Origin of the sequence: Streptomyces sp. NPDC087300 (genome assembly GCF_044744425.1) — a bacterium.
Lineage (GTDB): Bacteria > Actinomycetota > Actinomycetes > Streptomycetales > Streptomycetaceae > Streptomyces.
Genome location: NZ_JBIUYI010000001.1, coordinates 464,688 through 477,522 on the forward strand (window position 1 = coordinate 464,688; position 12,835 = coordinate 477,522).

A 12,835-nucleotide genomic window follows, 5' to 3' on the forward strand; every position below is an offset into this window, starting at 1 on the left:
CCCCCGTTGCTGTCGGCCCGTTGGCGCCGCCGACACAGTGAGCGTGCCGCAGGCCGCTGCAAGTTCTCTGCAATTCCACGCCAAGTGGGCCGGGCAGGCGACGGATCACGGGCCGGGGCGGCGGTGAGCCCTTGCCTCCGCCGGTCAGTTGCCCGGTTCGTCCCGTTCTCTGGCCTCGTACGCGGTGAAGATCTCCCGCGCCTCCGCGCGCAGGGCCCGCGCACCGTCCGGGTCGCCCGCCGCCTCGCGGGTCGCGGCGAGGTCGCGCAGGGTGCGGGCGCGTGGCAGCGGCAGCTCAAGGGCCGACCAGCGGATGGCGGCATCGGAGAGGTGCCGCTCGGCGGTGTCGAGACGGCCCGCGGCGAGCTCGCACTCGCCGAGCGTGCGCAGGACGAGCGCCTCGCCGAAGCGGTCGTGGTGGGCGCGGCAGGTCTCCAGGACGCACCGCAGCTCGGCGGCCGCCGCGTCCCAGTACCCCATCCGGAAGCGGCACTTGGCGCGCGCCTGGATCGCGTACGCCGCCATGAGCGGGTCCCCGATGGCGTCCAGGAGCCGCACCGCGCGGTCGGAGAAGTCCTCCGCGGCGGCGTAGGCGCCGAGCGCCCGGTGCACGAGGCCGATCGAGCGCAGCGTGAGCGCCTCGCCCCTGCGGCTGCCCAGGCCACGGTAGGCCCGCAGGGACTCGTCCAGGAGCGCGAACGCCGCGTCGTGCTCGCCGAGTTCGAGGTGGACGGTGCCCGCGAAGCGGCAGGAGAGGCCGAGACCCGGCTCGTCGCCCAGGAGGCGGAAGCCGTCGACGGCCCGGCTCAGCGCGTCGAGCGCGGCGCGCAGGCTCCCGGCCTCGCGCAGGGCGCTGCCCAGGCCCGCGAGTGCGGCGGCCCTGCCGCGCGTGTCACCGAGTTCGGCGCACAGGCGCGCGGCCTGCCGGAAGTAGGCCTGCGACTCGGCGAAGCGGTCCTGTTCGTAGCGGAGCTGGCCGAGGCCGATGAGCAGCAGGGCCTCGCCGGAGCGGTCCTCGGCACGCCGTGCGGCGGCGAGGGCGGCGTCGTGGCTGCGCCACCAGGCCTCGAAGCGGTTGCCGACGGCGTACGCGGACGAGCACAGCGCCGCCGCGGCCTCGCAGGCCAGGGTGTGCAGGTCGTAGGCGGCCGCGCGCTCCACGGCGGCGGCGAACGCGTCGGCCTCCGCCTCGAACCAGGCGGCGGGATCGGCGAGCGCCCGCCGGGTCGCCTCGGGCCCGACGGGGCGCACGAGGTGGCGCGGCGCGGTGGAGGCCGCGCCGACGGGTCCTCCGGAGTCCAGGAAGCCGCGGTGCAGTTCGACCGCGCCGGAGGGCGTGGCGGAGGCGACGCGGCCGGTGAGCCAGAGCCCGGCGCCGAGGGCCCTGCCGATGGCGGCGGCGCGTTCGGCGGGCGGGTCCTCGGCCTCGGCTCGCTCGGCCGCGTAGACGCGTACCAGGTCGTGCGGCCCGAACCGGGGCTGACCTGCCCGGTCGACGCCGGTGCAGTGCAGCAGCTGGGCGTCGATGAGCTGCTCGACGACGCGGTCCGCCGCGGCCTCCGACACGTCGAGCAGCGCGGCGATCACCCAGGCGGCGACGTCGGGCGCCGCGAGCAGCCCGATGCGCTGGAGGGCGGTGCGGGCCGCGGCGTCCAGGGAACGGAAGCTCAGGCCGAGTCCGGCCCGTACCTCCAGGTCGCCGACGGCGAGCTCGTCCAGGCGGTGGCGTTCGTCGGCGAGGCGTTCCGCGAGGGTCCGCGCGGTCCAGTGTCTGCGGGTGGCGAGCCGGGCTCCCGCGATGCGGATGGCCAGCGGCAGCCCGCCGCACAGCTCGACGATGCGGCGCGCGGCCGCGGGTTCGGCGCGCACCCGCGACTCCCCCGCGACCTTGGCGAGCAGACGGCTGCCCGCGTCGGTCTCCAGCACGTCGAGGTCGGTGCGGTGGGCGCAGGACAGGCCGCCGAGGCGGGAGCGTGCCGTGATGAGCACGCCGCAGGTGGCGCTGCCGGGCAGCAGCGGGCGCACCTGTGACTCGCTGCCCGCGTCGTCGAGCACGAGCAGCATCCGGCGTCCCGCGACCAGGCTGCGGAACAGGTCGCTGCGTTCGGCGGCACCCTCGGGCGGGTTGGCGCCGAGCGCGCGCAGCAGCCGCCCGAGGACCTCGCCGGGCGTCACCGGGTCGGTGGCGCCGCGCAGCTCGGCGTAGAGCTGGCCGTCGGGGTAGGCGTCGGCGACCCGGTGCGCCGCGGTGACGCCGAGCACGGACTTGCCGACGCCGCCGGGGCCCGAGAGGACGACGACGGGCATGGCGTCGCGCTGTCCGGTCAGCGCGGCCCGGATCTCCCGCACCTGCGCGTCGCGCCCGGTGAAGTCGCCGATGGCGGGCGGCAGCAGGGCGGGGGCCCGGACGGCCGCGGGCGGACCCGCGGCCTCCTCCGGGTCGGGCAGCAGCCCGTCGTCCGCCCGCAAGATCGCCTCGTACATGCTCTGGAGCCCGGGGCCCGGATCGATCCCCAGCTCGTCGGCGAGCACGTCGCGGCCCTCGCCGTACACCGCGAGCGCGTCCGCCTGTCGGCCCAACCGGTAGAGGGCGAGCATCAGTTGGCCGCGCAGCCGCTCCCGGGTGGGGTGCGTGGCGACCAGGGCGGTGAGTTCGGCGACGAGTTCCGTCTCGCGGCCGCTCTGGGCCAGATCCGCCGCGATGCGCTCTTCGAGGGCCGCCTCCCTGGCCTCCTCCAACTGGTCGGCCATGGCACGCAGCGTCTCGCCGATGCCGCCGAGCGCGGGTCCGCGCCACAGGTCGAGCGCCTCGCCGAGCAGCCGGGCGGCGCCCGCGTGGTCGCCCGCCGCGGCCGCCTGCCTGCCCTGGCCCGTGAGGCGCTCGAACGCGGCACGGTCGACGAGGGAGGCGTCCGCGTGGATCAGATAGCCGGGCGGCCGGGTCTCGATGGCGTCGGCGGACAGCGCGCGGCGCAGCGCGGAGACGTACGACTGGATCAGGGAGCGTGCCGTGTCCGGCGGCCGGTCGCCCCAGATGACGTCGATCAGGGTGTCGGCGGACACCACCCGGCCCGGTTCCAGGAGCAGCGCGGCGAGCAGCGCGCGCGGCTTGGGGCCGCCCAGGCTCAGGCGCCGTCCCGCGCGCCACGCCTCGACCGGTCCCAGCAAGCGGTAGTCGGTGTCCCTGTCCACGCCCATCTCCATGGGTCTTGAGCCCCGCGCCGCCCCCCGCTCCCGGCCTCCGCCCCAGGCCGACTGGCATGTTACGTCCGTCGGGGCCCAACTGGCGCACCCGGAAAGGGAATCAAGCCACCGGCCAGCGCGCCGTGCCCCGCTCCCGGCCCCGGCGGCCCTGATCGCATAGGGTCGGCGGATGGCGAAGTACTTCGACGTGCACCCCGAGAACCCCCAGCGGCGCATCATCGGCAACGTGGTGGACAGCATCAGGTCCGGCGCGCTCGTCGCGTATCCGACGGATTCCTGTTTCGCGCTGGGCTGTCAGATCGGCAACCGCGAGGGCATGAGCCGCATCCGCTCGATCCGCGACCTCGACGAACGGCATCACTTCACGCTGGTCTGCGAGAACTTCGCGCAGCTGGGCCAGTTCGTGTACGTCGACAACGACGTGTTCCGCGCGATCAAGGCCGCGACCCCCGGCAGTTACACGTTCATCCTGCCTGCGACCAGGGAGGTGCCGCGCCAGCTGCTGCACCCGAAGAAGAAGACGGTGGGCGTGCGGATCCCGGACCACACGGTGACGCAGGCGCTCCTCGCCGAGCTCGGCGAGCCGCTCCTGTCCAGCACGCTGCTGCTGCCGGACGAGGACGAGCCGCTGACGCAGGGCTGGGAGATCAAGGAGCGGCTCGACCACGTGGTGGACGCCGTCGTGGACTCGGGCGACTGCGGGACCGAGCCGACGACGGTCATCGACTTCTCCAGCGGCGAGGCCGAGATCGTGCGCAGGGGCGCGGGCGACACCACGCCCTTCGAGTAGCGGGCCCCGAAACGGCCGAGGAGGCCGCGGCGCACAGGGTGCGCCGCGGCCTCCTCGGCTGTCCGGACGTGTGGTTACGCGCCGCTCGCGTCGAGCATGTCCGCACGCTCGACGATCTTGACGCGCTCGCGGCCCTGCGGCTCGCCGAGCGCCTTCTCCGCGGCGTCCAGGCGGTACCAGCCGTCCCACGTGGTGAAGCGGACGTTCCGCTCACCCAGGAAGGCGTCCACGGCCTCCGGAGCGGGCGCCGTGGGGGTGTGCAGGCGGCCGTTGGCGTGGTCGTCGAGGAGGCTCGCGACCGTCTCGTTGGCGTCGCCCTTGGTGTGGCCGATGAGGCCCACGGGGCCGCGCCGGATCCAGCCGGTGACGTACGTGGACTGGAGGTGCTCGCCGGACTCCTCGATGACGCGGCCCGCCTCGTCGGGCACGGTGCCCGACGCGACGTCCCAGGGGAGCTTGGGCAGCTCGTCCGAGAGGTAGCCGACGGCGCGGTAGACGGCGCCGAGGTCCCAGTCCTTGAACTCGCCGGTGCCCTTGACGTTGCCGGTGCCGTCGAGGGCGGTGCGCTCGGTGCGCAGGCCGACGACCTTGCCGTCCTCGCCGAGGATCTCGGCGGGCGACTCGAAGAAGTGCAGGAAGAGCTTGTGCGGGCGGTCACCGACGTCGCGGATGGCCCAGTTCTCCAGGGTCTTGGCGACCATGTCGGCCTGCTTGTTGCCGCGCCGGGTGGCGATCGACCCTTCGTCGTAGTCGATGTCCTCGGGGTCGACGATGACCTCGATGTTCGGCGAGTGGTCGAGCTCCCTGAGCTCCATCGGGCTGAACTTGGCCTGCGCGGGACCGCGGCGCCCGAAGACGTGCACCTCGAGGGCCTTGTTGGCCTTGAGGCCCTCGTGGACGTTGGCCGGGATCTCGGTCGGCAGCAGTTCCTCGGCGGTCTTGGCGAGGACGCGGGCCACGTCGAGGGCCACGTTGCCGACGCCGAGGACGGCGACCTTCTCCGCGTCGAGGGGCCAGGTGCGCGGGACGTCCGGGTGTCCGTCGTACCAGGAGACGAAGTCCGCGGCGCCGTACGACCCGTCGAGGTCGATGCCGGGGATGTCCAGCGCCCTGTCGGCGGTCGCGCCCGTGGAGAAGATCACTCCGTCGTAGAACTCGTGCAGGTCGTCCAGGCTGATGTCGCCGGGGTAGTCGACGTTGCCGAAGAGACGGATCTGGGGCTTGTCGAGGACCTGGTGCAGGGCCGTGATGATGCCCTTGATGCGCGGGTGGTCCGGGGCCACGCCGTAGCGGATCAGGCCGAAGGGGGCCGGCATCCGCTCGAAGAGGTCGATGGAGACACCGGGCTCGACGGCAACTGCGGATTTCAGCAACGCGTCGGCGGCGTAGATCCCGGCGGGGCCGGCTCCGACAATGGCTACCCGCAGAGGGCGAGGCATGTTCAGGTTCCCTTCGAGCGGTGGCGGTACGCGCCTCGTAGCGGCGGTACTCAGCGGGAAGCCTAAACTAAGGCAAGCCTAAGTCAGTAGGCGGGTCCGATCTATGACCCCATAAGCCTCGCTTATGACCTCTCCCCGCGCCCCCGCCGGGCGGCCTCCCCCGGCCCCTGACCTCCCCCGCTGCCGCATCCGTCCCGGCGCACGCGGGCGTGGACGGTTTATGCAGGTGCCGGATGAGGGCACGCTCGCGGGGCTGACGCTGGCTGTTTACCCGTGTATTCATGTCATGCACGTCGGGAGTCACCGAGGAAACGCTGAACCCTTATCGGAATGAAGCAACAAGGAGGAGATCTCAACCGTGCTTCACGTGACGCTGCGCACGTCAACTTCCGTCGCGGATTTCAGAGCCACCCCACCCGTGGAAAGGGAGGACGACCCGAGGGTCGCACCGGATCCCGGTGAATCGGACACCACCGGCTGGGACTGATCATGCCGCCGCGCCGCCGTGCGGCAACCCTTGCGGATAAGCGTCTTCTCATGGCGGAAGGACCGGAAACCCGTTGACTGGAGGGGCTGTGCAGTCGCGCTGGAAGGAAAACGAGTTCGGATCCATTCTGCAGTTCTATCGGACGTGGCGGGGGCTCACCCAGCAGCAGCTCGCCGACCTTTCCGTCCTGAGCGTACGGGCGTTACGGGATCTGGAGCACGGACGGGCCAAGCGGCCCCGGCGGGAAACCGTCCGGCTGCTCGCCGACGCGCTCAGGCTCGACACCGAGAGGCGCGAGGTCTTCGAGCAGGCGGCCCGGCCGACACCGGTCGGCGGTGCCGAACTGTCCGGCATCCCCTTCATGGGCGACGTCTATGAATACGCCACGGTGCCCCTGGAATCCCCGACCGCCGAATATCCCCAGGGCGGCTGGGCCGAGGCACTCAACGACCTGGCGAAGCAGTCCTGGCGCCTCGTCACCGTCGATCGCGGCGTGGCGTTCCTCGAACGCCAGCTCTGCCCCAGGGCCGACGCCTAGGGTCTGTCCGGTACCGGACGGGCGGTGGTCACCGCCGGGCTCTTCCCCCGCTCCCCCGCTCCGCGGACCCACCCGCGCGGACCGGCGGCGCACCGGCGGTGACCTCGTCACTCGTCTCCCGAAAGCCACCCCCGGGCCCCGGCCCGCACCCCGGCCTGGAACCGGCTGCGGGCACCGAGCAGGGCCATGACGTTGGCCGCGATACGCCGTGCCGTGCGCGGTGACACACCGAGCCGGGCGGCCACGGCCTCGTCGGTCAGGCCCTGGCCGAGAAGGCGCAGCGCCTCGGTCTCCTGGGCGGTCAGCCCCGACTCGTCGCGGCCCCGCACCTTGGCGCCGAGCGGCACCGCGGTCTCCCAGCACCGTTCGAACAGGGCGCAGAGCGCGGCGAGCGTGCCGTCGTCCTTGAGCACCAGGGCCCCGGCCGCACTGTCCTTGTCGTCGGTCGCGAGGATCGCCGTCGTGTGGTCGAGGATCATCAGGCGGATGGGGAGCGACACCGCGGTGCGCACCTCGCCGCCGAACTCCGTGAGCCACTGGGCGTATTCCATGGTGGCGGGGCTCTTGCGGCAGCTGTCGAGATAGAGCGTGCGCATCCGTACGCCCCTGCGCAGCAGTTCGCGGTCCTGCGGCTTGGCGCGCTCCAGGCTCGCCTCGCTCTGCGCGCCGCCCGGGGCGAAGGTCATCACGGCGCCGGTCACGGACTTCACGAGGGTGCCGATGCGGTCGCGGATCGCCTCGATCCCATGGAGCTGTTCGACTCCGTCGGGATATCCGTGGGGCCGGGCGCCGTTCACCACGTCGGAGGTCAGCTCGGCGGCGAGCAGCTGTATCTGGGCGACGCGACGCTGTTCGGCCGCGATGCGTTCCTGATGGTGGGCGATGAGCATATGGGCGGCGACATTGGGGTCGACCGCGCGATAGCGATCCGGCGCGTCGAGTGTGGCGCGTATCAGGGACAGTTCGCCCAGTCGCGCCAGGATCTCGCGCAGCCGGCACCGCGGAATGCCGAGCCGGGCGGAGAGTCCCGCGATGTCCGCACGGGAATCGGCGAGGATGGCCTTGTAGACCGCCTTGCCGTCCTCGTCCAGCTGTAAGCCGTCGAAAGACGCGAGTCCGGATTGATGTCCCTGCGGGGTAGGTAGGTTCATCCAGGTTTTCCTCAGCCTCAGTCATGGTGGGGCTTAGCTGAGCGCACGGCGCATTTCATCGCGCGAGGCCCTCGCGGCGTGCGGGTGAGCGCGCCGACGGGGTGTACGGGAAGCGGATCCGTCATCGGAGACGGCAGGCGGAACGCGAACTACGGAGACTTCGAGCCGCTACGGCCGGAACCGGCGGCCTTGCGCCGGCACTGAACCTTATGGTCGATGTGGCGCATTTCCATACCTCCGCACTCCCCGCGGTGAGTGGACTGGCCGAAAATCTTGGTGAATCTTGGCCAACCTAGCCGACGCGGAACAGCTGCACACCCCTGACGAAGCGTCAACTAACATTTATCGGACAGCCGACAGATACAGCCACCAACTACTTCGACACACGTCTGAACTGCCTATTCGATGCGGCACACTCATCGCATTTCGACCATCACGCGAAGCAGGAAGTGGCCGAGAAGATGCGGGAGATCGTCTTCCGTGGCGGCTCCCGCGCACGACGGCGGAGGCCGGACTCGCGGGCGACGGGGGATTCCAGCCAGACGGCATATGAATATCGCGCCGCGCACACGCGAACGGCCCGGTCGGCCCGTCACCGGGGCGATGTGTTCGCCTCGGCACCTGACGGGCCGGCCGGGCCGCTGAATCGGGGCCGAATTATCGCTTGCGCTTCTGTTTGCTCGACGCTTTCAGGACGCCCGCGGACGCTCCGCGGTTTTCCTTAGTGAAGGGTCAGCCGACGGACACATTCAGCCGGTAGTCGGTCCAGCTGAGCCGCAGCGGAACCTTCTCCCCCGCGGTGACGGGGACGGGCAGGTCGAAGGGGACGAGTGCCTGCATCCAGTGCGAGTCCTTGCTGTCGGGACCGTTGCACAGGGTCTTCGCACCCAGGTCGAGTTCGAACCAGACGACGAGCGCGTGGGCGAGCCCGTCGGTGTCGGCCGCCACCGGCAGGGAGCGCGCGCCAGGACCCAGGATGCCCTTCTCCAGATCGAAGTCGACGAGCGGGAAGGCGCCGGAGAGCATCTGATGCGGCCAGGTGTTGAGGCGCACGGGGAAGTGCCCGGGAGTGGCCAGGGAGTTCATCAGCGAGACGTCGAACCCGCTCGCCATGTCGACGCGGTTGAGCCGGGCCATGGACTCGCTCTGCACCAACTGCCCGTAGAGGCGGGCCGCGGAGGGCAGCATGATGCCGTCGGGCGCGAGCAGGTGCTCGCGGGCGTGGCGGATGGAGGGCAGCAGCCCCTCGCCGATCAGCCCGCAGTCGACGATCTCGGAGACCAGGACGTCCGCGCGCGTGTCGATGTCCTTGCCGACCTCCAGCTCCGTCGACGGCTTCCCGATGACGGTGATGGTGTCGGACATGCCGTGCGCGTCGATGATCTGCCGCGCCACCTCCGCGAGGAGCGGGTTGAGTTCGCACGTCGTCACGCGTCCCGCGCCGGCCCGTACCGCCGCCATGGCCAGCAGCCCGGTCCCCGAGCCGATGTCCAGCACGTGGGCGCCGGGCGGAACGCTGCTCTCCAGGGCCGAGACGAGCGCGCTGTTGCGCTCGGTGTCGTTGAGCATCGCGAAGTGCCAGCGCGGCACGGACGCGAGCGCGATGTCGGACAGCGCGCCAGGCCCGGCGGCCAGGTGCGCCGCCGGGTCCCGCAGCGTCGCCTGCGCGCGCTCGGCCAGGTCCTTGATGTCCTGGGCCAGCGTCTGCAACGACGCGACCGCCAGGCGGTACGCGCTGTCGGGCGGGTTCGGCGCCGAGCCGCTGTCGGTGTCAGGCGTGGTGAGCGGACGGCGCACCCTGGTCGTCGTACTGGTCTCGCTCTCCTGCAGAAACATTCTCGCTCCTGATGTCGGAAGCCTGATCGGAAGCCTGAGGTGCAAGCGGCGTGCTGAGCGGCGCCGGGAGCGCGGGGCGCCCGCGCCCCCGTCGTGCGGGGTCCGGCCTCGGGGCGGTGCTCAGCCCACGGGCCGTGCCGCGGCGCGCAGGGCCTCCTCGGTACGGCTCCCGTGGCGCCTGCGGAAGCGGACGCGCAGGCCGCCGTCGGCGGGCTCGACCTTGAGGGTGCGGTCCATCATTCCGCCGGTCATGCGGAACTCGCCCTCGCCGATGTGGACGAGCGACGCGGTGGGAACGCCGCCGACGTCGAGGACGAGCCGGTCCTCGTCGAGCCTCAGCCGGCCTTCGAGATCGGCCGTCTCCGCGTCGTGGAGTTCACCGATCTCGCCGTAGAGGAATTGCCCGGGAAGCGCGAAATCGGCGAGCATGGAATGCAGTTCCGCCTTGCCAAGGGGCATTTCCGGACGGTCGACGAGGACGTCCGACCAGCGGAGGGATTCCCGGAAGTCCGCGGGGAAGAGATCCAGGAGTTCCCGGCTCACATAACTGTCGATGACGAGGTGGACACGGCGCTCGGTGCCGCCGTTGCGCACCGAGTGCAACCGGTTGAAGTCGCCGAACCACAAGGTGCCCGGCTGCCAGGTGTAGTCGACGCCGTCCAGCGTGAGAACGGCTTCCTCATTGGTGATCAGCGGTATGTGGAGCCGCACCCAGCCGGCCGGCAGACCGTAGGGATAGTCGCGGTGCTCGGACACCTCGGCGCCGGGGCCGAGCGCCATCAGCCGCACGGCGCGCACGTCGGTGGGCAGCGCCTCGACGATGGACGCGATGTAGGGGGCCTGCTCCATCCAGGGCGTGGACGCGTAGTCGACCAGGCCCATGCCGCCGGGGTCCGTCCGGTCGACACGGCCCTCGGGGCTGCGCAGCGGCAGGACCCGCCAGTCGGCCTCGGTCTCCTCCGTGGGCTCCAGGCTCTCGCCGAAGGTGCGCTGCTTCGCCCATTGCGTGGCTTCCAGATGAACGAGCTCGGCCACGAGCCGGTCCACGTCAAATTCGCCCTCGAGCTGTGCGGCGCCGAACATGGCATTCGACATGATGACGTCTCTATTCCGTGAGTTGAGTACGTGGGAGTTGAGTACGTGATCCGAATACGGGAGACCCGGCAGTTCTCGGACTTCATGTCTTCCGCACTTCGTAAACTACCGGCAAGTGATGTGCCGGGGCCGGAAGTTGTGGAGGCAATTGAGGCGGCAGAATCCGGTGATCCCGGAAGAGCTACACGCGCTCCTTGCGTGGCTCTGGTTCCTCCGGTTGCTGCGGCCGGGAATCCAGTTCGCGCCAGTGCGGGAACAGCGGTGGTATCACCGTGCAGGCCAGATAGACGGCTCCGCAGGCGAGCAGGACGGGCGCCAGGCCCGTGAAGGACACGGCGACACCGGCCAGGATCGGGCCGAGCGGTATGCCCGCCGTGCCGACGGAGTCGGTGAGCGCGGAGACGCGGCCCAGCAAGTGGCGCGGTATGCGCTCCATTTGCACGGCGTTGATGATCGGGTTGATGAAGCCGATGGCGAGACCGTCCGCCACCGCGGTCACGACGACGACCCACAGCGGCACGTCCAGGGCCATGACGACGAACCGGGGCGGCCCGCCGATCAGGAAGGCGATGACGTACGTACGGCGGCGGCGCAGCTTGTGCGAGTACGCGGTGGCCAGCAGGGAACCCGCGACGGCCGCGATGCCGAAGGCCGAGCCGAGCGCGCCGATGGCGGCGGGGCCGCCGCCGGTCTCCTTGGCCCAGACGGGGATGAGCAGGGAACCGTAGGCCGCGTCGATGAGGTTGGTGACGCTGAGCATGATGGCGATGGAACGCAGCAGGCGGTTGCGGGCCAGGAAGCGGGCGCCCGCCTTGAGTCGCTCCACATAGCTCTCTTCGGGCGGGCTCTCTGCGGAGGGGCTCTCTGCGGGCCGGCCGTCCTCGGTCTGGCTGCCCTCGGTCTGGCTGCCCTCGGAACGGCTCTCTTCCGAGGCCGGGTTCTGGGCCTCCATGCCCGTGGGGTTCTGGCTCTGCGTCTTCGCGGCGGCGGGCTGCCGGGCCGTGCGCAGGGCGCCGATGGAGATCAGCCCGGCGGAGAGCACGAAGCAGAACGAGTTGCCGACCATGGCCCACAGCGGGCTGAGCAGGGCGACGAGTGCGCCGGCGGCCGCGGGTCCCGCGGCGCCCGCGATGCGCTCGACCGTGCCCATCATGCCGCTGGCCCGTTCCAGCGAGATCCCGGCGTCCTCGGCGACCGTGGGGATCAGGGTCCGCTTGGCCACGTCGCCGGGGCCGCGGGCCAGGCCGATCAGGGCGGCCAGGACCATCAGGACCCCGAAGGGCAGGACGTCCAGCCAGTAGCAGAGCGGGACCAGGATGACCACGGCGGCGCTGATCAGGTCGGCCGCGACGCTGAAACTCCGCCCTCCCATCCGGTCGATGAGGGGTCCGGACAAGGCCTTGCCGACGACCAGCGGCACCGCTTCGCAGAACACGATCAGGCCGGTGCGGATGGGACTGTCACTCGTGTCGAGCACCAGCCAGGGCAGGGCGATCATGCTCAGCCTGGTGCCGAAGAGCGAGACGGTGAAGGAGGCGAGCAGGCCGGTCAGGGGTCTGCGGGAGGGTGTCGGGGCGGGTATCGGGGCGGGCGTCAAGGAGCCGCTCGTACGGGACATGGACCGTCCTTCCGTCATTCAGGTTCGTGCGGCTCGCTCCCGGTCAGCGTGCCGGGCCGGGGGAACGCCTGGATCTGGAGGGTGACCGGCGCCGTCTCGCCCACGCCGTCCGCCGCTGGTCCGCCTTCGGCGCGATACCGCTCGACGGTCCGGAAGATCTCCTCGACCAGGGACTTCAACTGCTCGGCGGAGAGCCGGAGTTCGAAGTCGCTGGTGGTGCTCGCCGCCCGCCACTCGGCGGGCAGCTGGGGCAGCTCGTCGATGGCGCGCTGGGTCTGCTCGGCGTACAGGGCGGTGACGCCGCGCAGATAGGTGTCGGCGAGCGCGCCCACCTCGTCGCTGCCGACGAGGTCGGCGGGGCGCACCCGGGTCGTCCGGTGCACCGCCTTCCACCAGCGCTCGCGTCCGCCGCCCGACCGCGTCTGCTCCTCCACGAAGCCGTACTGGGCGAGTTGGCGTACGTGATAGCTGGCCGATGCCGAACTGACACCCGTGCGGTCCGCGAGCCTGGTCACGGTGGCCGGACCCTCGGTGCGCAGCAGGTCGAGGAACTTGACGCGAAGCGGGTGCGCGAGGCCGCGCAACGAGCTGGCGTCCAGGGTGACTTCGGTTTCCTGCGGGGTGCGCCCGTCGTCCTTGCCGCCGTGGGGTGATCCGCCGTTCGTGCTCATGCCCCG

The 12,835-nt window shown here is 71.4% G+C and carries 9 protein-coding genes; 2 read left to right on the top strand and 7 right to left on the bottom strand.

Annotated elements, in window-relative coordinates:
* Positions 1-144 precede the first annotated feature (144 nt).
* The gene (locus tag ACIO9J_RS01985; RefSeq protein ID WP_401990989.1) at positions 145-3,192 is read right to left on the bottom strand and encodes a BTAD domain-containing putative transcriptional regulator; all 3,048 of its coding nucleotides are present in this window, start codon (positions 3,190-3,192) and stop codon (positions 145-147) included.
* Positions 3,193-3,373: 181 nt separating this feature from the next.
* On the opposite strand from ACIO9J_RS01985, the gene ACIO9J_RS01990 reads away from it, so the two are divergent.
* Positions 3,374-3,994, top strand: a complete 621-nt coding sequence (locus tag ACIO9J_RS01990; protein WP_401990991.1) for an L-threonylcarbamoyladenylate synthase — start codon at positions 3,374-3,376, stop codon at positions 3,992-3,994.
* 74 nt (positions 3,995-4,068) lie between these two features.
* Here ACIO9J_RS01990 and ACIO9J_RS01995 read toward each other — a convergent pair whose 3' ends face one another.
* Positions 4,069-5,433, bottom strand: a complete 1,365-nt coding sequence (locus tag ACIO9J_RS01995) for an FAD-dependent oxidoreductase (protein ID WP_401990994.1) — start codon at positions 5,431-5,433, stop codon at positions 4,069-4,071.
* A 575-nt stretch (positions 5,434-6,008) separates the two neighbouring features.
* On the opposite strand from ACIO9J_RS01995, the gene ACIO9J_RS02000 reads away from it, so the two are divergent.
* Positions 6,009-6,458, top strand: a complete 450-nt coding sequence (locus tag ACIO9J_RS02000) for a helix-turn-helix domain-containing protein (RefSeq protein ID WP_401990997.1) — start codon at positions 6,009-6,011, stop codon at positions 6,456-6,458.
* Between the two features lie 107 nt (positions 6,459-6,565).
* On the opposite strand, the gene ACIO9J_RS02005 is transcribed toward ACIO9J_RS02000, so the two are convergent.
* From ACIO9J_RS02005 to ACIO9J_RS02025, 5 genes are all read right to left on the bottom strand, one after another.
* Positions 6,566-7,609: a LuxR C-terminal-related transcriptional regulator gene (locus tag ACIO9J_RS02005; protein ID WP_401990999.1), complete on the bottom strand. Its 1,044-nt coding sequence runs from the start codon at positions 7,607-7,609 to the stop codon at positions 6,566-6,568.
* Positions 7,610-8,341: 732 nt separating this feature from the next.
* A complete protein-coding gene (locus ACIO9J_RS02010; protein WP_401991002.1) occupies positions 8,342-9,445 on the bottom strand; it encodes a 50S ribosomal protein L11 methyltransferase in 1,104 nt (367 codons plus the stop codon).
* A gap of 120 nt (positions 9,446-9,565) precedes the next feature.
* On the bottom strand, positions 9,566-10,540 hold the full coding sequence (locus ACIO9J_RS02015; protein ID WP_401991005.1) for an aspartyl/asparaginyl beta-hydroxylase domain-containing protein: 975 nt from the start codon (positions 10,538-10,540) through the stop codon (positions 9,566-9,568).
* A gap of 181 nt (positions 10,541-10,721) precedes the next feature.
* Positions 10,722-12,158 (bottom strand): MFS transporter, encoded by a 1,437-nt coding sequence (locus tag ACIO9J_RS02020; RefSeq protein ID WP_401991008.1) that lies wholly within the window; start codon positions 12,156-12,158, stop codon positions 10,722-10,724.
* Positions 12,159-12,172: 14 nt separating this feature from the next.
* A complete protein-coding gene (locus ACIO9J_RS02025) occupies positions 12,173-12,829 on the bottom strand; it encodes an ArsR/SmtB family transcription factor (RefSeq protein WP_401991011.1) in 657 nt (218 codons plus the stop codon).
* Positions 12,830-12,835: the final 6 nt, after the last annotated feature.